The sequence below is a fragment of the Rhizobium croatiense genome (assembly GCF_019793465.1).
Taxonomy (GTDB): Bacteria; Pseudomonadota; Alphaproteobacteria; order Rhizobiales; family Rhizobiaceae; genus Rhizobium; species Rhizobium croatiense.
In genome coordinates, this window is record NZ_JAILYJ010000011.1 from 105885 (window position 1) to 124788 (window position 18904).

General features: G+C 62.2%; 16 protein-coding genes. 3 read left to right on the top strand and 13 right to left on the bottom strand.

The genetic code is table 11. The annotated features are described in order from the left end of the window. Positions 1–9: 9 nt before the first annotated feature. Genes K6M89_RS18760 through K6M89_RS18770 form a run of 3 tightly spaced genes read right to left on the bottom strand, consistent with a single transcriptional unit; the run spans position 10 to position 3211 of the window. On the bottom strand, positions 10–936 hold the full coding sequence (locus K6M89_RS18760; RefSeq protein WP_222140494.1) for an ABC transporter permease: 927 nt from the start codon (positions 934–936) through the stop codon (positions 10–12). Next, positions 936–2063, bottom strand: a complete 1128-nt coding sequence (locus K6M89_RS18765; protein WP_222140495.1) for an ABC transporter permease — start codon at positions 2061–2063, stop codon at positions 936–938. Before K6M89_RS18765 ends, K6M89_RS18760 begins: the two co-directional genes overlap by 1 nt. A 20-nt stretch (positions 2064–2083) precedes the next feature. Next, on the bottom strand, positions 2084–3211 hold the full coding sequence (locus K6M89_RS18770; protein ID WP_222140496.1) for a BMP family ABC transporter substrate-binding protein: 1128 nt from the start codon (positions 3209–3211) through the stop codon (positions 2084–2086). A 312-nt stretch (positions 3212–3523) separates the two neighbouring features. Between K6M89_RS18770 and K6M89_RS18775 the strand changes: the two genes are divergently transcribed. Continuing rightward, entirely contained in the window at positions 3524–4240 is a 717-nt protein-coding gene (locus tag K6M89_RS18775) for a GntR family transcriptional regulator (protein ID WP_097582980.1), read from the top strand. A 54-nt stretch (positions 4241–4294) separates the two neighbouring features. Further along, positions 4295–4684, top strand: coding sequence for a RidA family protein (locus K6M89_RS18780; RefSeq protein ID WP_222140497.1), 390 nt, complete (start codon positions 4295–4297; stop codon positions 4682–4684). A 22-nt stretch (positions 4685–4706) separates the two neighbouring features. Here K6M89_RS18780 and K6M89_RS18785 read toward each other — a convergent pair whose 3' ends face one another. The 6 genes from K6M89_RS18785 to K6M89_RS18810 form a co-directional block, all read right to left on the bottom strand. Then, a complete protein-coding gene (locus K6M89_RS18785) occupies positions 4707–5288 on the bottom strand; it encodes an NAD(P)H-dependent oxidoreductase (RefSeq protein ID WP_222140498.1) in 582 nt (193 codons plus the stop codon). Further along, positions 5285–6694 carry an FAD-binding oxidoreductase gene (locus K6M89_RS18790; RefSeq protein ID WP_097582984.1) on the bottom strand — a complete coding sequence of 470 codons (1410 nt, stop codon included), beginning with the start codon at positions 6692–6694 and terminating at the stop codon, positions 5285–5287. Before K6M89_RS18790 ends, K6M89_RS18785 begins: the two co-directional genes overlap by 4 nt. A 1-nt stretch (position 6695) precedes the next feature. Further along, positions 6696–8009, bottom strand: coding sequence for a cytosine deaminase (locus K6M89_RS18795; protein WP_222140499.1), 1314 nt, complete (start codon positions 8007–8009; stop codon positions 6696–6698). Beyond that, positions 8009–8845, bottom strand: coding sequence for an ABC transporter permease (locus K6M89_RS18800; protein ID WP_222140500.1), 837 nt, complete (start codon positions 8843–8845; stop codon positions 8009–8011). The genes K6M89_RS18795 and K6M89_RS18800 overlap by 1 nt, the downstream gene beginning before the upstream one ends. Further along, positions 8845–9669: an ABC transporter ATP-binding protein gene (locus K6M89_RS18805; protein WP_222140501.1), complete on the bottom strand. Its 825-nt coding sequence runs from the start codon at positions 9667–9669 to the stop codon at positions 8845–8847. The genes K6M89_RS18800 and K6M89_RS18805 overlap by 1 nt, the downstream gene beginning before the upstream one ends. A gap of 72 nt (positions 9670–9741) precedes the next feature. Further along, positions 9742–10758, bottom strand: coding sequence for an ABC transporter substrate-binding protein (locus K6M89_RS18810; protein WP_097583058.1), 1017 nt, complete (start codon positions 10756–10758; stop codon positions 9742–9744). Between the two features lie 181 nt (positions 10759–10939). Between K6M89_RS18810 and K6M89_RS18815 the strand changes: the two genes are divergently transcribed. Continuing rightward, complete coding sequence (locus K6M89_RS18815) at positions 10940–11890, top strand: LysR family transcriptional regulator (protein WP_222140502.1); 951 nt, start codon at positions 10940–10942, stop codon at positions 11888–11890. A 19-nt stretch (positions 11891–11909) separates the two neighbouring features. Here the strand turns inward: K6M89_RS18815 and K6M89_RS18820 are convergent, their stop codons facing one another. The 4 genes from K6M89_RS18820 to K6M89_RS18835 form a co-directional block, all read right to left on the bottom strand. Next, positions 11910–12707, bottom strand: a complete 798-nt coding sequence (locus tag K6M89_RS18820; protein WP_097582993.1) for a creatininase family protein — start codon at positions 12705–12707, stop codon at positions 11910–11912. A gap of 185 nt (positions 12708–12892) precedes the next feature. Next, entirely contained in the window at positions 12893–14704 is a 1812-nt protein-coding gene (atzF, locus tag K6M89_RS18825; protein ID WP_222140503.1) for an allophanate hydrolase, read from the bottom strand. After that, positions 14704–18243, bottom strand: a complete 3540-nt coding sequence (gene uca, locus K6M89_RS18830) for an urea carboxylase (protein ID WP_222140504.1) — start codon at positions 18241–18243, stop codon at positions 14704–14706. The genes atzF and uca overlap by 1 nt, the downstream gene beginning before the upstream one ends. Positions 18244–18245: 2 nt before the next feature. Further along, entirely contained in the window at positions 18246–18896 is a 651-nt protein-coding gene (locus tag K6M89_RS18835) for an urea amidolyase associated protein UAAP2 (RefSeq protein ID WP_222140505.1), read from the bottom strand. Positions 18897–18904 lie beyond the last annotated feature (8 nt).

An 18904-nucleotide genomic window follows, 5' to 3' on the forward strand; every position in this document is an offset into this window, starting at 1 on the left:
CCTTTCATGCTACTTTGTCAGGGAAAGCGCCCCGGGCGCACCGGCGAGCGAACGTGTCGGCGAAGAGGTCGCGATCATGATGACCAGCGTCAGCACGTAAGGGGCGGCATAGAAGAGATAATAGCCCTCGCTCACCCCAACCGATTGCAGCGCCGGCCCGAGCGCGCCGGCGCCGCCGAAGAGCAGGGCGGCAAGGAAGCAGCCGATAGGATTCCATCGGGCGAAGATGACGAGGGCCACGGCCATCAGACCCTGACCGGAGGAAATGCCCTCGTTCCAGGAGCCGGGATAATAGAGCGAGAGATAGGCGCCGCCGATCGCCGCCAGCGAGCCGCCGACGGCGGTGGCGAGCAGTCGCACGCGATCCGGATCGATGCCCATGGCCCGTGCTGCATCCGTACTGTCGCCGACGACGCGCAGGACGAGGCCGACGCGGGTATTCTTGAACGCCCACCAGAGAAGGAAGGCGAGGGCGGCTCCGAGGAGGAAGAGCACGTTGATGTTCAGCGCCGCCTGGATCTGCGGCAGACTGGACCAGAAGCCGAGCGGAATTGCCGGCAGGTGCGGCGCTGCCGGCTGGATGAAGGGCTTGCCGAGGAAGAAGGCGAGCCCCAGGCCGAACTGCATCATGGCGATGCCGATCGCGATGTCGTTGACCTTCGGCCATTTGCAGATCCAGCCGTGGACGAGGCCGAAGACCGCGCCTGTCGCCATGGCCGCGAGCACGCCGAGCCAGGGGGAGTTGGTCATGACGGCGACGGCATAGGCCGTCATCGCGCCGAAGACGAGCGTGCCTTCGAGGCCGAGATTGATGCGGCCGGAGCGCTCGGTGATCGTCTCGCCCAGGCTGACGAAAATGAAGGGGGTGGACACCCGGATGGCGCCTGCGAGGATGGCGAGGGGCACGCCCCAGAAGCCGATGCCTGTGTCCTCCATCAGGGGCTCCTTTTCCAGAGGTCGGGATTGAAGATCTTGAAGCGGCCGTAGAGGGTCTCGCAGAACAGGATGACGAGGAAGAGCATGCCCTGTAGCACCAGCACGGTGGCATCAGGCAGCCCCATGCGGCGCTGGATCAGGCCACCGGAGGCATCGATGCCGCCGAGCAAGATTGCGACGGGGACGATCGCCAGCGGATTGTGTCTGGCCAGGAAGGCGACGAGGATGCCGGTATAGCCGTAGCCGGCGGCGAGCGAAGCATTGGCGCTGCCCTGGACGGCGGCGACCTCGATCATGCCGGCAAGCCCGGCGAAGCTGCCGGCGATCGCCGTGAAGCCGGCAATCAGCCTGCCTACGGGCAAGCCTTGAATCTGGGCTGCGCGCACATTGCCGCCGGCAATACGGGCGGCAAAGCCGTAGCTCGTCACTTCGATCAGGATCCAGGAGAGAATGCAGGCGACAATGCCGATGACAAGGCCCCAATGCACGTCCATGCCGGGGATGTTGCCGAGCATGTACTCAGCCGGCAGCGGTTTGGTCGACGGCTTGTTGAGGCTTGCAGGATCGCGCAGCGGCCCTTCGACGAACTGGTTCATCAAGGCGATGGCGATATAGGAGAGCAGCAGCGACGAGATGGTCTCGTTGACGCCGCGGTAATGGCGCAGGAAACCGGCAAGGCCGATCCAGATGCCGCCGACCACCATGGCTGCAATTCCCATGAGAACGAGCGTCAGCAAGACCGGCGCCGAACCCGCGAGGGGCATGGCCATGGCCGCGGCGGCAACGCCGCCCAGCACGACCGCTCCTTCCCCGCCGATGATGACGAGGCCGAGGCGGGCGGGCAGGGCGACGCAGAGTGCCGTCAGGAGAAGGGGTGCGGCACGGCTTAAGCTGTTCTGCACCGAAAACCAGCTGCCGAAGCCGCCGGTATACATGAGCTGGAAAAGCACTGCCGGCGATTTGCCGATCGCCAGGATAAACAGGGAGAAGAGCGCAAGACCGATCAGGATGGCGGCAAAGCCGATCACAAGAGGTTCGGCTTTTCGCGCGATCCATTCGAGGATGGGGCGCAGCGAAGCCGGGTTTTCGGCGATGGATATTGCGGGATCATTGGCCTGGACGGTCATGGCGCTTCCCCCTTCGCTGTTTACGCCGTGGATCCGACCACACCCTCGAGCAGATAGTTCATGCTTTCGAGCTCAATCGCGTCTTCGGCGTAGCTCTTGTCGGCGGTCACGACCGTGCCGCCCTTGTTGTCCTTGAGCGGTCCCTTGAAGACCGAGAAGCCGCCTTTCATCATCTCGGTATGGGTAGCCTCGAAGGCTTTGCGCCCGGCTTCGGAGACGCCGGGGCCGAGTGCGCTCATCTTGACGAAGCCGTCCTTCAGGCCGCCGCGCACGAAGTTGCCGAGCTTTTCGCCGGCTTGCGCCTTTTTGACGAAGTCGCTGTAGACGTTGCCCCAGGCCCATTCGGCGCCGGTCAGGTACTTCTCGGGCGCGAGCGGGCTCTGGTTGGCATGATAGCCGCAGACGAAGGCGCCACGGCCGGCCGCCGTCTCAACCACGACCTTCGGGCTGTCGACATGGCAGGTGATGACATCAGCGCCTTGGTCGACCAACGCGTTGGTGGCTTCGGCTTCCTTGACGGCGAGCGACCATTCGCCGGTGAAGATCACCTGGCAGGCAATGGTCGGATCGACGGTGCGTGCGCCGAGCAGGAAGGCATTGATGTTCTGGAGCACCTGCGGAATCGGCTTGGCGGCGACGAAGCCGATCTTCTTGCTTTTGGTCGCATGGCCGGCCGCGATGCCGTTCAGATACTGGCCCTGAAAGATATAACCGAAGTAAGAGCCGGTATTGGCCGGGTGCTTGCCCTCCTGCCAGAGGCCGCCGCAATGGCGGAACTGGGTATCGGGATATTTGGCGGCCATCGCCAGCATATGCGGATCGAAGTAACCGAAGGAGGTCGGGAAAAGCAGAGCTGCGCCATCGAGGTTGATCATCGATTCCATCGTCTTCTGGACGTCGACCGTTTCCGGCACGTTCTCTTCCTCGACGACGGTGACGCCAGGCAGCGCCTTGACGGCGGCCGCACCCTCGGCATGGGCCTGGTTGTAGCCATAGTCGTCCTTCGGACCGACATAGATGAAGCCGACGGTAAGGGCGCTCTGGGCAAGCGCGCGCGAGGAAAGCAGGCCGGGCGCGGCGCCGGCAAGGGCAGCGGCAGCAGAGGTCTGAAGAAAATTGCGGCGGTTCATGGAAAGGAGTTTGGTCATTGGAATGCTCCCTTATGGCGGTTCTGTCGGTTCATTGGATACGGGAAATGTGTATGCAATGGGCGTGCCAGATATTAAGGAATTGATTTTACGATGGTAATCTCGAAACTGTTTGGCCGATGTCGAAAGTGTATGCAATTTTATGGACTCACAGTATAAAATTTATGCATAGCCTACAAAATTGGCGAAAATTCCACATTATATAGAAAGTGAACTTGTTTCCGGTTGCGGCTTAATTTCATTTTTCAAATAAAAACAGTGAATTGTTTCCATATTTGACTTTGTGTCGTGGGCAATGCATGTGTATGCAGCATGACCAACGACCAGAGTGACCCATCGAAGCAAATCCGGCGCCGGGAGATCATCCGGGCAGGAACGACCGTCGAGCAGATGGTGCGGGCAATCGCCGACATGATCGTGACCGGGCAGATGCTGCCGGGTGACAAGCTCGACGAAATTTCGCTGGCAGCCCGGTTCGATGTGTCGCGCACCCCGGTGCGCGAGGCGCTCCGGGAACTCGGAGCGATGGGGCTTGTCGAGCGCGAACCGAACCGCAGCGCCGTCATCACCAATGTGACGGAAACTTATCTGCATTCGATGTTCGAGGCGATGGCGGAGCTCGAGGGCATTTGCGCGCGGCTTTCCGCCGAGCGGATGACAATCGAGGAGCGGCGCCTGTTGGAAATCGAGCACCGCGCCTCCGCCCGGCTCGTGCGTCAGGGCGCCGACGAAGAGTATGCTGCCTATAATACCGAATTTCATAGCCGGCTCTATCGCGGCGCGCACAATGAGCACATCTATGAGCTGGTAACGCAGAGCAGGGCCCGGCTTGCGCCTTTTCGCCGCGCGCAGTTCCGGCTGTCCGGCCGGCTGGCGAAATCCTATGACGAGCATGACGTGATCGTGACGGCGATCATGCGGGCGGACGGCGCGGCCGCCGCGCGCGCGGCCTATGCCCATGTGGAAATCGTCAGCGACGCCAGCGCTGTCTTTGCGGCCGCTGCCGAGCGGAAAGAGCGCGGCGCTTGACGTCGGAGAGGGTTTGGCCGAGGAGTTGAAGGAAATCGCGCTATGGAAATGCCGATGAAGAAGATTTTCAATCCGCCGTCCGTCCGCCGTCCGTTCGGAAATTACAATCACGGACTGCTGGTGCCGCCGGGCGCTTCGCTGCTCGTGGTTTCAGGCCAGCTCGGCATCGGTCTCGACGAGAAGGTGCCGGAAGATATCGGCAAGCAGGCGGAGCTCTGTTTCGAAGCGATCAAGGCCATTCTTGCCGATGCGGAGATGAGTTTTGCGGATGTCATCCGCATTTCGGCATTCGTGACGAAGCGCGAGGATTTTCCGGCCTATATGGCGGTGCGCGATCGCTACGCGCTCGATCCGAAGCCGGTCTCTACGTTGATCATCGTCGGCGGGTTCACCCGGCCGGAATTCCTCGTCGAAGTCGAGGTCACCGCCGCCAAAGTATTGTGATGTCTACTGGGGGCGCCCCGTTTCAGAAACGTTCCATCGACGTATGCACCTTTTGCAGAAACCGCGCCCGCGTTTCGGGCGTGCAATTGTTCATGTCGTAATGAGCAAGGAAGGTAACCGGCCGCAGCGGATTGATCTGCGCCCTCAGCACGCGCTTGACGATCCTCTTCGGTGGGTTGCCGGCCACGAAGGCGCGGAATGGGGTTGCTCCGTAGGTCAGCACGGCGGCGAGTTTGGTGATATGGCGCAGCCGCGATTCCACCTTGCCGTCGACAAGTTCGAAAGAGACGCCCGGAAGCCAGACGCGATCGAAATAGCCTTTGAGGATTGCCGGGAAACCGAAGTTCCAGACAGGCGTCACCAGGACCAGTCCTTCGGCCTGCTTCAGCCGATCGACATAGGGCTTCACCAGTGCGGTATTGCCGGGATAGTCGTGATAGGCGAGCCGGTCGTCGCGTGACAGCACGGGATCGAATTTCTCGGCATAGAGATCGCAGCCATCCACCTCGTGACCGGCTTTGCGAAGGCTTTCCAGCGTCTGTTTGTAAAGCGCCGTGCCGTAGCTTTCCTCGACCGGATGCGAGTGAAGGACGAGAACTCTCATGAGGCCTCCATGACGCTCGCAAGTCCTGGGAAGAGATAGTTCTTGCCGGCATCGAAATCGAAATCGGGGTTCTCCCAGGCGATCATCTTGCCCGGATTGAGGAGCCCCCTCGGGTCGGTCTCGTGCTTGAAGGCGAGCTGCACCTTGTCGGTGCGTTTCATGCCGCCTTCCTCGAGCGTGTAGCGGTGCGGGTTGAAGATCGGGCAGCCGTGATCCTGGTGGATCCTGATGATCTCCTCGAGGCGTTCCTCCGAGGTATAACGCACCAGCGGCAGGCCGGAGCACTGGATCTGCCCGTCGAACCTGATGAATTCGAGATGGCCCGGCACTTCGTCCCCGAAGATCTCGACCATCTTGGCGACCTTGGCCACGTGATCCGGCCCCGGATACTGAACCTGCAGATAGGTGAAGTTGGGATCGACCTTCAGGGCGCGCAGCGTCGTGTGGTTCCAGGCAAGCTCGTAGGCATGCGGAATGCCCTTCATGCTTTCGACCGTGTCGGAGCGGAAGACGACCTCGCCCTTATGCGCGGCGGCGAAGGCCAGGAAAGCATCCATTGAATGCGGCGCGATCATCAGCACCACGACCGACTGGCCCTTGCGGATATAGGGTTTGTGGCGCGTGAAATAATCATGCGGTATCGGTGCGGCGATCGGCGCGATCTCCTTGACGAGGATGCCGTTGCATTTGGCGAGCGCATCCGAGAAGCGCACGGCGGCCATGAAGTCGTCGTAACCGACGAGCACGTCGACCCAGTCATAGGCGGGCGCCAGCGGCATTTCGATTTCGGTGATGATGCCGTTGGTGCCATAGGCATGGCTGACCTTCTGCAGGTCCCAGCCGGTGAGGTCGAGCACGCGCGGTTCGGCTTCCATCGTGACGACGCGCAGGCGCAGGATATTGCCGAGATCGCGCAGGCCGCCCCAGGTGATCGAGCCGACGCCGCCGGAGCCGCCGGCGATGAAGCCGCCGACGGTCGCCATCTGCGCGGTCGAAGGGTGGAAGCGCAGTTCCTGGCCGGAATGGGTCTTGGTCTGCTTGTCGAGCTGAGCGATGATGATGCCCGGCTCGCAGATCACCCGGCCGGGATGGATTTCCTTGATCTTGTTCATGGCCGCAAGGTTCAGCACGATGCCGCCGGAGAGCGGCATCGCCTGGCCGTAATTGCCGGTGCCGCCGCCGCGGGGCGTGACCGGCACCCCATGAGCAAAAGCAACCTTCAGCGTGCGGATGACCTCTTCCTCATTCTTCGGCGTGACCACGAGATCGGCCGTCACATTGTCGAGCTGCGCCTTCAGGATCGGCGAATACCAGTAGAAATCCCGGCTCTTCTGGCGCACCAGCGCCGGATTGTCTTCGACGGCGATGCCTTCAAGTTCCTTTTTGATCGTCTGATAATCGGTCATGTCAGGCTCCAACGACGCTGTCGAGTTCACGATAGTCCGGCAGGCTGCGGTCGATCACCTTGCCGCGGCGAAGCACGACGCGGTCTGACTGCGGACGGGAAAGAAATTCGCTCCAGCGCCGGGCGCTGAAGAGGACGAGATCGGCCGGGGCTCCGACGGCGATGCGGCCCGTATCGGGCCGGCCGAGAATATCGGCGGGCGAAGTGGTGACGATGCGCGCGGCCGTATCCAATGGATGATCGAGATGGAGGATGCGCACGGCCTCGCGGAACACCTCGACCGGATCCAGGTCGCCGTAGGCGTAGAAGGGGTCACGGGTATTGTCGGAGGCGACCGCCGTTGCCACGCCGGCCGCGGCCAGTTCCTTGAAAAGGGTGATGCCGCGCCAGCGCGGTGTGCGGCCGGGGTAGCGGTCCTGTAGATACATGTTGCACATCGGCAGCGAGACGATGGAAATGCCGGCCTTTGCAACGAGTTCGACCGTGCGCTTTGCGGCCTGCTCGTCCTGGCGGGCGAGCGAGCAGCAATGGCCGGCCGTTACCTGGCCTTCGAACCGGTTGCGCAGCACCGCCTCGGCAATCGCCTTCAAGGTCTCGGCAGCGGGATCGTCGGTCTCGTCGACGTGCAGATCGACATCGAGGCCGTTGTCGGTGGCAGCCCTGAAAAGCATGTCGAGCTGGCTGTCGAGATCGGCGGTCATCCGGGTGACGCCGCCGATCAGTCCGCCTTTTTCGCGCACGACAGCGACCAGGTCCGCGAAAAAGGTCGCATCCGCCATATTTTCCATCGGGAAGAGCGCCACCGCCTGCAGCGCGATCCGGTCCTTCCACGCCTCGCGCATCTCGGCAAAAACCTCGAAGGAAATGCGGTGCTGCGGCGCCAGCGAATCGAGATGTGTGCGGATCAGGCTGGTGCCGTGCGCATAGGCCGAGCGCAGCGAAAATTCCATGCGTTTCCAGACATCTGCCGCTGACCAGTTCGCTTCGCGGTCAGTGCGCACGGCCTCCAGCGCGCCCATGAAAGTGCCGTCCGCATTGGCGTTGCGCGGCCAGATATGCCCCTTGTCGAGGTGCGTGTGCATGTCGGCAAAACACGGCCAGACCATGCCCTCCTTCAGGTCGGATCTCGCGAATTCGGCCGGCGTTTCGCCCGCCGGCAGCAGTGCGGAGATGACGCCATTGGTGATGACGATATCGGCCTTGAGCAGACCTTCGATGGCGGGTGCGTCAAAGCCTACGGTGGCGGCGGCAGGAAGCGTCGCGTTGCACAGTGCGAAGCGGCCGGCATTAGGCGGGGAGATGAAGGGATAGGTCATCAGTTTTCCCGTTTCAGGCTGCTCTCGTGCCAGCGATGCAGGGCAAGCCAGGAAATGAACGAGGTGACGGCAAAGATTGCGACGCCGAGAAGCGAAAGCATCAGCAGCGCGGCAAAGAGGCGAGGGATGTTGAGCCGGTACTGGGCTTCGAGAAGCCGGAAGGCTAGTCCGGAACCCGCACCCGCCGATCCCGCCGCAAATTCCGCGACGACGGCTGCAATCAGCGCAAGGCCGCCGCCGATCCGGAGGCCTGTCATGAAATAGGGCTGGGCGGCGGGCAGCTTGAGATAGAGCAGTGTCTGCCAGCGGGAGGCGCCGTAGAGTTCGAAGAGGTTGATGAGATTGTGGTCGACGCTTTTCAGCCCCTGGACCATGTTCGACAGGATCGGAAAGAAGGCGACGAGGAAGGCGCAGATCAGCAGCGCCACCTGCGTCGAGGGCGCATAGATCAGGATCAGCGGCGAGATCGCGACGATCGGCGTCACCTGCAGGATGACGGCGAGCGGATAGAAGGCGAGTTCGATCCAGCGCGACTGCACGAGGAAGATCGCAAAGCCGACGCCGCCGACAAGTGCCAGCATCAGCGACAGGAACGTGATCTTGGTGGTGACCCAGAAGGCGGGCGCAAGCGTGGCCCAGTCGGTCACGAAGGCGTTCGCCACAGCAGCCGGGCCTGGCAGGATATAAGGCGGTACCCCTGACAGCTTCACATAGGCGTACCAGATCAGAACCAGGAGGGCGATGACGAGGATGGGAACGGCGATGCGCAACGCAAAATCGCGGCGTCTGGCGCTGGCGGCATCCGGATGGGGCGATGCGTCCGTCTCGTCACTCATCAATGATCTCCCGCCGAATTGATTGCGCCGATGAGCGAATGGGAGACCGTCTCGCAGGCCTTCCTGTATTCTTCGGAACTGCGGTAATAGGCGTCGCGCTCCAGGCTGGTCGTTAGCGGGACATCTGCGTGGACGCGGCCGGGCCTCGCCTTCATCACCACGATGCGGTTCGAGAGATAGGCCGACTCGAAGACGGAATGGGTGACGAAGATGACGGTGATGCCGGTCGTCTTCCAGAGCCGCAGAACGTCGTCGTTGAGCTTCTGGCGGGTGATTTCGTCGAGTGCGGCGAAGGGCTCGTCCATCAGTAGGAGCTTCGGTTTCGTCACCAGCGCGCGGGCGATCGAGACCCGCATCCTCATGCCGCCGGAAAGTTCGCGCGGATAGGCCTTGGCGAAATCCTGCAGACCGACCGTGGTCAGTACATCCATGATCCGGTCGGAGGCCGCGGCTTTCGAAACACCCCTCAGCCTCAGCGGCAGGTGGACGTTGTCGAATACGTTCTTCCAGGGCATCAGCGTCGGCTCCTGGAAGACGAAGCCGATATCGCCCTCCGGCAGGCCTTTCGAATTGATGCGCGAACTCGGCCAGTCGATCGCACCCGATGTCACGTCACCAAGGCCTGCGATGATGCGCAGCGCCGTCGACTTGCCGCAGCCGGACGGACCGAGGAGGCTGACGAATTCGCCGCTTTCGACGGTGAGCGACATGTCCGAAAGTGCGACGGTTCCGCTGGAAAAGACCTTCGAAACCGAGCGCATGACGACCAATGCCCGCTTGCGCGTCTCTTGTGGGGATACGGCCTGGGCTTCTGCTAGCGGCATTGCCTGTCTCGTTCATGCGGGGGAGATGAAAATCCGCCGCAGCCGCGGCGGATCATCGGGGTTGCGGCCAGCTTACTTCTTCATCGCCATGCCGGTGCTCTTGCAGACGAATTTCGTCGTGAACGCCTTGGTGTAATCCGTCTCCGGCTTGAAGACCTTGATCGCCACCATCTCGTCGAAGAACGCCTTGTAATGTGCATCGGTGATGCAGCCGATGCCCTTGTCCAGGCTGTCGCCGGACTCGATGATGCCGTATTCCTTCATCTTGGCGATCGAATAGGCGATCTGGCCATCCGTCATTTCAGGATTGTCCTTCTTGATCAGCTCGTTCGCCTTGCTGTTGTCGCCGTAAAGATAGTTGTACCAGCCTTCGATGGAGGCATCGACGAAGCGCTGGACCACGTCAGGCTTGCTGTCGATCATCGTTTGCGTCGTGGTGATCATCGTCGAATAGGGAGAGTAGCCGTTGTCGGCGAGCAGGAAGACCTTCGGTTCGAAGCCGGCCTGCTTCTCAATCTCATAGGGCTCCGAGGTGAGGTAGCCTTGCTGCGCGGACTCCTTGTCCGCGAGGAACGGAGCCGGGCTGAAATTGTAAGGCTTGTATTGCTCGTCCTTGAAGCCTTTGAAATTCGCCTTCATCCATTCGAAATAGGTGAGATAGCCGTCCTTGCCGAGGAACAGCGTCTTCAGCTTGGCAAGGTCCTCGAATTTCTCGACGCCGGCGTCCGGGTGCGCGATCAGCACCTGCGGATCCTTCTGGAAGATCGCCGCGACGTCGACGAGCGGAATGCCCTGTTCGACGGCCGAAATCTCGCCCTGCGGGCCGCCCATGTAGAAGTCGATCTTGCCCGAGATCAAAAGCGCGCTGTTTGCCGCATTCGGGCCACCCTGCACGATGGTCACGTCGAGGCCGTGTTTCGCATAGGTGCCATCGGCGACCGCCTGGTAAAACCCTCCGTGCTCGGCCTGGGCCAGCCAGTTGGTGCCGTAACTCACCTTGTCGGCCGCATGGGCGGAGGCCATGGCGGCAAGCGCGCCGCCAAGACCGGCAAGTGCAAAAAGGCCCCAATTCTTCAGTGTGTCGGCCATGATCAGCGTTCCCCTTCTGAGCGCGGAACGCCCATCGCGACGTTCCATTTTCTTCATAGGAGCGGTTGCGTTGCTCTTTGAAAAGCATCAAATTTCGTGCACAACGATGCCTTTTCGGCATCTCAGCGAAAGCCTGTGCCTAATTTGTGCGTCTGCTTTATTTTTACGCAACGAGGTTGGGATGCTACATTCCAGAAAGCTCATCTACATCAATGAGATCGCCCGCACGGGCTCGATCCGCAAGGCGGCGGCGCGGCTGAACCTGGCGTCGTCGGCGATCAACCGGCAAATTCTTGCGCTGGAGGAGGAGATGGGCGCGCCGCTCTTCGAGCGTTTGCCGCGCGGTTTGCGGCTGACGGCCGCCGGCGAACTCTGCATCGAACATATTCGCGAGGTGCTGAAGAATTACGAGCGGCTGGAGGGGCGCATCCGTAGCCTGAAGATGCAGCAGGCCGGCAAGGTCCGCATTGTCACCACGGTTGGCCTGGCTGCCGGTCCGCTGCCTGACATCATTGCCCGGTTCCAGTCCGAGCACCCGCGTGTCTTCATGCAATTGCGCAACGACGCCGGAACGATGACGGTCAACCCGGTGATCTCAGGCGAGGTGGATATCGGCCTTGGCTTCAATATTCCGGCAACGCCCGGCATCCGCACGCTCGGCAATTTCGACATCCCGATCGGCGTGGTTTTGCCGCCGGGCCATCATCTGATCGGGTCAGGTCCGATCAACCTGGCGGATATCGTCCAGGAGCGCCTGGTGCTGGCGCAGCAAGGCACCAGCCTGCGAGATGTGATCAATCTGGCGCTCGCCCGCCTCGACGTGCATGTCGAGCCGGTGCTCGAAACCAATGCCTCGGAGATGCTGAAGAAGCTGGTCAAGTCGGGGGCGGGGCTGACGATTCTCAATCCGCTCGACGTCATCACCGAATGCCGCCAGGGCGAGCTGGTCTTCCGGCCGATCGCGGAGCCGCATGCCCGCCACCAGCCGATGAAGCTTTTTGCCCGCGCCCGCGCGCCGCTCGATTCCGCGACCAGCCTGTTCGTCGAATATCTCCTGGCCGAACTGGCCGGCCTGGTGGAGGAATTGCAGGCCAAAGGCCATATCGCGGCGGAAAAACCTCCAGCAATCTGAGCCGTGCACGATAGAGACCCTATCTCGAATAGAGATTGGAAAGCGGGTAGCGCTTCAGGTCATGGAGCAGTTCGATGAACCCTTGGACCTGGTGGCGGCAGATTGCTTCGCCCTTTTCGGCTGTGCCGAGCGACGCGTCGCCGACAACGCCATTGGGATTGAGATCGTGGGCGATCCAGGCGAGCGAATGTGGCGGCAGCGGCTGAATATATTTTGATTGCGCGCGCATCCACTCCGCCTTCGAGGTGAAGTTCTCTGCCTTGTCCATTCGCACCAGGTCAGGTCGAAAATGGAGCATGAGCGAAGTTTCCACGTCGCCGCCGTGGATGCCGAATTTCAGCTCGTGTTCGCTGATCATCCCCTCCGGGTGTCCAAAGCGGCCCCATTGCGTGGAGACGACGGCCATCTGGTGACGCACGCGTAGTTCGCGCGCGACGATGCTCATGATGTCGACGTTGCCGCCATGCGAATTGACGATCACCATCTTGCGGATGCCGGCTTCGGCCACCTTGGCGCCGATCGCCGTCCAGACCGGAATTAAGAGTTCCGCACCGAGCGACAGCGTTCCCGGGCCATAGACATGCTCATTCGCCTTGCCGATCTCCTGCGTCGGCAGAACAAGGAAATCGAGGTCGGCAGGCTTCTGCTTTCGAAGCTCCGCCAGCATGCCGTTGGCAATCGCAACATCGGTCGCGATCGGCAGGTGCGGACCGTGCTGTTCCGTAGAGGCGATCGGAAGGATGGCAATGGTCGTGTCGGGCGAAAGGCCGGCGAAATCGTCGGTATTGAGTTCGTTCCAGTAGAATGGCATCGCCATCGCCGCCCCTCTCGTTGCTTTCAAGCAGTGAGTAGGAAAAATTATTGCGCGCGAAAAGCATCAATTTGCGCCCGGACCGATGCCTTTTTGAGACTTACCCGCTGAGATCGCGCAGGTCCTGGCAATGAAACCTCTTAGAAGGAGCTGCGCTGCCTTGGACAGAAATCTTCGCATCCTCTCTTCCTTTATGCCACCGGACTGGTTGAGCGAACATAGTTGCGCCAGCCGCCGAATTCGGTGATCTCCCGGCCACCCGTGACCGCATGAGCCTCGCACAAGAATCCCGTAATGCAACTCGCGTCGTCGAGCGTGATCTTGCCGACGCCAAGCGGCGCCGGAATGTTCTGGACGAAACGGGCGAATGCGGCCGGTGGCAGCGCCCAGACCTCGATCTCCACGCCATCGCCGGCAAAGCCCGGATCGCGTACCAGCCCGGGCTTGGGCGGGATCGGGCCGTTGAGGGCGAAGAGGCGGTAGCTGCCATCCGTTCGTCCTGTTCTCAGCCTGTATCCGCCCGGCCGCGTCAGTTCGTGGTTCAGCGGCATATCCGTCAGATGGGCACCGACGACGACGATGGGGACGAAGTCGTCAGCGGTGGGTAAAACGCGACTTGCCTCCGGCAGCGCGATGTTGCGGTCCTTGCCCATTCCGGCCTCCGCGGCGCGATGCAGGGCGTCGGCAAAGGGCGCCAGCGCGTCGTCGGTGAAGGCGGGTCCTACCAGCATCACGCCTGCGGGCAGGTGACCGTCTGCGTCAAAACCGGCGGGAATGGCGATCGCCGCGCAATCGAGCAGATTGGCAAAATTGGTATAGCGGCCGAAATGGCTGTTCTTAGCGATCGGGTCCGCCTGCATTTCGTCGACGCTATAGGTCGTGGGGGATGTCGGCAGCATCAGGAAATCCACCTTCGCCCATTCGGCCCTTGTTTTCTGCCGCAATGCTTCCAGCTTGTAGCGGCCCTCGAAGGCGTCGACGGCATCATAGGCCTTTGCCCCTTCGATGATGGCCCGCACCGTCGGGTGGAAGTCGCCGCCATTCGTTGCCAGGAATTCCTTGACCGCCGCCAGCCGCTCCGCGACCCAGGGGCCGTTGTAGAGCAGTTCGGCCGCCTGCCGGAATGGCGCGTAGTCGAAAGGCACGATCACTGCACCCAGCGATCGCGCCCTTTCGATTGCCGCGTCATAGAGCGCCTCCACGTCCCTGTTGCCGTAAAATTCGCGTTCCGCGCCGTCGAGAACGCCGATGCGCGGGCGCCTCGACGGCAGGCTTGCAGGTGTGGCTTGCCGTGAAAACGGATCGCGGGCGTCGTAGCCCTCCATGATCCGGCGGATGGCAATGCCGTCGCCGACCGTCGCGGCGAACACGGTGACGACGTCGACGCTCCGGCAGGCCGGCACCACGCCGACATTGGGCACTAGCCCCGGTGTCGGCTTGATGCCGACGAGATTGTTGAAAGCAGCCGGCACTCGGCCCGAACCGGCCGTATCGGTGCCGAGCGAAAAGCTTGCCAGACCGGCTGCGACGGCGACGGCCGAACCCGAGCTGGAGCCGCCGGAGACATAGTTGCGGTCAAATACCGAACGCGGCGCGCCATGCGGCGAGCGCGTGCCGTTCAGCCCTGTTGCGAACTGGTCGAGATTGGTCTTGCCGATCACGATGGCGCCGGCAGCCCGCAAGCGCGCGACCGTTGTCGCATCCGCCTGCGGCTGATAGGCGAAAGCCGGGCAGGCGGCCGTTGTCGGCAGACCGGCTACATCGATATTGTCCTTGACGGCGAAGGGAATGCCCCAGAGCGGCAGGCTGTTCGGTTCCGGCGCACGAGCGACCAGCTCGCGGGCGGCGGCGCGCAATTCCTCCTCGGGCGTCATCGTGATGAAGATGGCTGGATCGTCGGACGCGCTGCATCTCGCGATGATCTCTTCCACCAGATCGAGCGGGGAAAGGCCCGTCGCATAGGCGGACCGCAGCGAGGCAAGATCAAGAATGGTGGGGAGCATCAGATTTCCTCCAGAATGACCAGCACATCGCCGGCTTTGACATTGCGCCCAGGGCCGGCACGCAGATCGCGGACGCGGCCGCCGGCATGTGCGGTTACGTTGATTTCCATCTTCATGGATTCGATGATGGCCAGTGTGTCGCCGGCTGCCACCGGCTGCCCCTCTTCGACGAGGATCTTCCAGACGTTGCCCGGCACCGCGCTTTCGACGCCGAAGCAACCCTGCGGTATCTCGCCGGCAAGGCTGCCGCCGGCGCTTTCATCGACGGTGAAGCTGTCGAGGCCGAGTTCCTTCCAGCGTTGCCGCTCCGTTTCGAAGGCGGCCTGCTGCTTCGATTTGAAGGCGCCGATGGCGGCTGCGTCGCGGGCAAGCCCGGTCTCATAAGCGGCATAGGAGAACTCGCTTTCCTCTATCCTGACCGGATATCCTCCGTGCGGAAAGGCGGCGCGGGCTTCGCTCAGCTCTTCGTGGCTGACGGGGAAGAAGCGGATCTGATCGAAGAAGTCGAGCAGCCAGGGCTTGTCCTTGGCAAACACCGGCGTCTGCCTCCATGTGTTCCAGACCTGGATGGTACGGCCGAAAAGCTGGTAACCGCCCGGGCCCTCCATGCCGTAGATGCACATATAGGCCCCGCCGATGCCGACGGCATTTTCCGGCGTCCAGGTGCGGGCCGGATTGTATTTTGTCGTCACCAACCGATGACGCGGATCGACCGGTGTCGCGACCGGTGCGCCGAGATAGACGTCGCCGAGGCCGAGCACGAGATAGCTGGCATCGAAAACGATATCGCGCACGGCCTGTTCGTCGGGCAGGCCGTTGATGCGGCGGATGAACTCGATGTTATCAGGGCACCAGGGCGCGTTCGGCCGCACGAGTTCCTGGTATTTGCGCATGGCGAGCTCGGCATCCGGATCATTCCAGGAAAGCGGCAGATGGACGATACGGCTCGGCACCTTGACGTCCTGCGCCGCCGGCAGCCCCGCCTCGATCTCTGCCAGAAGACCGAGCAGGCGCTTGCGGTTGAGTGCCGTACCGTCATAGTGGATCTGCAGCGAGCGGATGCCGGGCGTGAGATCGATGATCCCGGGCAGATGTGCCTGCGCTGCGGCTTGCATCAGCAGGTGCACCCTCAGTCGCAGGGCGATGTCGAGCGTCATCGGTCCATATTCGACGAGCAGATTGTCGTCGCCCTGGCGGCGATAGACGACGGAGACCGGGCCGTCGTCGCGTTTGCCGATAATCGGCGAGCCCGCCTCCTCCTTTGCCCGATGCACGACTGGGCCGGCGATCGGATCTTCTGGCCGCACGGCGGGATGAAAGCGGATACGGTCGCCAGGCTTGAACTGCCCCATCTTCCATTGCTCGTCACGGGCAATCACCGCCGGGCAGACGAAGCCGCCAAGGCTCGGCCCGTCGGGACCAAGGATGATCGGCATGTCGCCGGTAAAGTCGATCGCGCCGATTGCGTAGGCGTTATCATGCAGGTTTGAGGGATGAAGGCCAGCCTCGCCGCCATCGCTGCGCGCCCAATTCGGCGCGGGGCCGATCAGACGCACCCCGGTGCGGGCGCTGTTGAAATGCACCTCGTAGCTCGTCGAAAACAGCGTTTCCATATCGCTGTCCTGAAAGAAGTCGGGTGCCCCATGCGGACCATAGACAACGCCGACATCCCATTCGCGCGTCAGTTCCGCAGGCTCCGCGGCCGGCGTCGGCGGCTCGGTCGCGGCCTTGCGGGCAAGACGCAGAACGTGGCCGGTCTTCAGCGTGCCGGTGGCGTTGCCGCCGAACTGGCCGAGGCCGAAGGTGGCGCGCGAGCCAAGCACGAGCGGCGCTGCGAAACCGCCTGATACGGCGAGGTATGCGCGCTGCCCCGGTCCATCGATGCTGCCGATTGATAGGATCTGACCGGCCCTGATCGATACGGCTTTGCCATGCGGCAGCGCCTTTCCATCGACGCTCATCGCCATCCTCGCGCCGGCAAGCGCGGCCACCGTATCGGTATAAAACTTCAACACCGGGCCGGATACTGTCAGCTCCAGTGCTGCGACCGTGTCGCCGTTGCCGACAAGGCGGTTGGCGTGGCGGAAGGAGCGCTCATCCATCGGACCGCTTGGCGGCACCCCGACATGCCAGAGGCCAAGCCGGCCAGGCAGTTCCTGGATGCTTGATTGGGCGCCGGGCGCGAGCACCTCGATAACGTCGGGCACGAAGGAAAAATCACGCAGCGCCGTCGTCGCCACCTTGCCACTGGCGAGGAGTTCGGAGCCGGCAATGGCGCTGAGATAATCGAGATTGGTCTCGATGCCGGATATCGATGTTTCGGCAAGTGCCTTCTTCAGCTTTTCAATCGCCGTCGGCCGGTCTTTGGCGGAGACGATCACCTTGGCGAGCATCGGATCGTAGAAGGGCGTCACCTCGGTGCCGGTTTCGATCCAGCCGTCGATGCGTGCATCCTGGGGAAAGACGACCTCCGTCAACAGGCCGGCGCTTGGGCGGAAGTCGGCATGCGGCATCTCGGCATAGAGGCGCACTTCGATTGCTGCTCCTTTCGGCTCGAGGGCCTTTGCGCCGGAGAGCACGTCTTCACCCGCGGCCTGGCGGATCATCCATTCGACGAGGTCGATGCCGAATACGGCTTCCGTGACGGGATGCTCGACCTGAAGACGCGTGTTGACCTCAAGGAAATAGAACTCCTCGCGCAGCGGATCGTAGATGAATTCGACCGTGCCTGCCGATTCATAGGAAACCGAAGCGCCGAGATCGACGGCTGCCTGGTGCAGGCGGCCACGGGTTGCGGCTGAAAGACCAGGGGCGGGGGTCTCCTCGACCACTTTCTGGTTTCGCCGCTGCAGCGAGCAGTCCCGCTCGCCGAGCGCAATGACGTTGCCTGTGCCGTCACCGAAGATCTGCACCTCGACATGCCGGGCCTCCGCCACGAAGCGCTCTATGTAGACGCGTGCGTCGCCGAAGCTTGCGCGCGCCGTACGCTGCACGCTCTCGAACGAAGCCTTCAGGCTTTCCGGATCGGCGCAGAGCTGCATGCCGATGCCGCCGCCGCCGGCCGTACTTTTCAGCATCACCGGGTAGCCGATCGCTTCCGCTGCGGAAAGCGCTTCCTCGGCGCTCGACAGCAGGCCCGTACCCGGCAGAAGCGGTACGCCGCTCGCCTTGGCGAGTTCCCGGGCCGTATGCTTCAAGCCGAAGGCCGATAGATGTTCCGGCCGGGGACCGATGAAGGTGATGCCTTCGGCTGCCAGCCGCTCGGCAAAACCGATATTTTCGGAGAGGAAGCCATAGCCGGGATGGACGGCTTCCGCTCCCGTCGCCCTGCACGCGGCGATGACGGCATCCACATTCAGGTAACTTTCGCTGGCCGGCGGCGGACCGAGCCGGACGGCGTCGTCGGCCATCATCACCGCTTTGGCGAAACGGTCGGCATCGGAATAGACGGCGACCGAGGCAATGCCCATGCGCTGCAGGGTCTTGATCACCCGCACGGCAATTTCCCCGCGGTTCGCGATCAGAACTTTCTTGAACATGATCAGGCCTCGCCATCCCAGATCAGCACCCGGATCGGCGTCGGATCGAAGCCGTTGCACGGGTTGTTGATCTGCGGGCAATTGGAGATGACGCAGAGCACATCCATCTCGGCGACGAGTTCGACATAGTCCCCGGGTGCGGAAATACCGTCGACGATCGTCATCTCGCCGGTCGGCTGGATCGGCACGTTCATGAAGAAATTGATGTTGGGCACGATATCGCGCTTGCTCATGCCGTGTTTCGAAACTTCGAGCAGGAAGTTGTCGCGGCAGGCATGCAGGTATTTCGTGCCGTGGCCGAAGCGCACCGTATTGCTCTCGCAGGAGCAGGCGCCGGCCGAGGTGTCGTGGCGGCCGCAGCTGTCGGCCGTCATGGTCAGCATGACATTGCCTTCGCTCGACATGATCTTCGTGCCGATGCCGACATAGGCGGCACCCTGCATGCGCATCGTGTCCTGGTTGGAATAACGCTCCGAGAAATCATCGGCACGGTAGAAAAGCGTGTCGATCGCCTGTTGTCCGTAGCTATCCTCGATACGGATGATCTGGCCCTTGCGCACGATCCCGGACCACGGCGCTTCGGCTGCAATGAAGTGATCCTGCGCGGCATTTTCCATGGTGCGGACAGGAGAGGTCTGGATGAAATCGGACATCGTCTTCT

Coding starts and splice junctions, on each gene's coding strand:
- K6M89_RS18760 (WP_222140494.1), bottom strand. CDS start 936: ATGGAGGACACAGGCATCGGCTTCTGGGGCGTGCCCCTCGCCATCCTC.
- K6M89_RS18765 (WP_222140495.1), bottom strand. CDS start 2,063: ATGACCGTCCAGGCCAATGATCCCGCAATATCCATCGCCGAAAACCCG.
- K6M89_RS18770 (WP_222140496.1), bottom strand. CDS start 3,211: ATGACCAAACTCCTTTCCATGAACCGCCGCAATTTTCTTCAGACCTCT.
- K6M89_RS18775 (WP_097582980.1), top strand. CDS start 3,524: ATGACCAACGACCAGAGTGACCCATCGAAGCAAATCCGGCGCCGGGAG.
- K6M89_RS18780 (WP_222140497.1), top strand. CDS start 4,295: ATGAAGAAGATTTTCAATCCGCCGTCCGTCCGCCGTCCGTTCGGAAAT.
- K6M89_RS18785 (WP_222140498.1), bottom strand. CDS start 5,288: ATGAGAGTTCTCGTCCTTCACTCGCATCCGGTCGAGGAAAGCTACGGC.
- K6M89_RS18790 (WP_097582984.1), bottom strand. CDS start 6,694: ATGACCGATTATCAGACGATCAAAAAGGAACTTGAAGGCATCGCCGTC.
- K6M89_RS18795 (WP_222140499.1), bottom strand. CDS start 8,009: ATGACCTATCCCTTCATCTCCCCGCCTAATGCCGGCCGCTTCGCACTG.
- K6M89_RS18800 (WP_222140500.1), bottom strand. CDS start 8,845: ATGAGTGACGAGACGGACGCATCGCCCCATCCGGATGCCGCCAGCGCC.
- K6M89_RS18805 (WP_222140501.1), bottom strand. CDS start 9,669: ATGCCGCTAGCAGAAGCCCAGGCCGTATCCCCACAAGAGACGCGCAAG.
- K6M89_RS18810 (WP_097583058.1), bottom strand. CDS start 10,758: ATGGCCGACACACTGAAGAATTGGGGCCTTTTTGCACTTGCCGGTCTT.
- K6M89_RS18815 (WP_222140502.1), top strand. CDS start 10,940: ATGCTACATTCCAGAAAGCTCATCTACATCAATGAGATCGCCCGCACG.
- K6M89_RS18820 (WP_097582993.1), bottom strand. CDS start 12,707: ATGGCGATGCCATTCTACTGGAACGAACTCAATACCGACGATTTCGCC.
- atzF (WP_222140503.1), bottom strand. CDS start 14,704: ATGCTCCCCACCATTCTTGATCTTGCCTCGCTGCGGTCCGCCTATGCG.
- uca (WP_222140504.1), bottom strand. CDS start 18,243: ATGTTCAAGAAAGTTCTGATCGCGAACCGCGGGGAAATTGCCGTGCGG.
- K6M89_RS18835 (WP_222140505.1), bottom strand. CDS start 18,896: ATGTCCGATTTCATCCAGACCTCTCCTGTCCGCACCATGGAAAATGCC.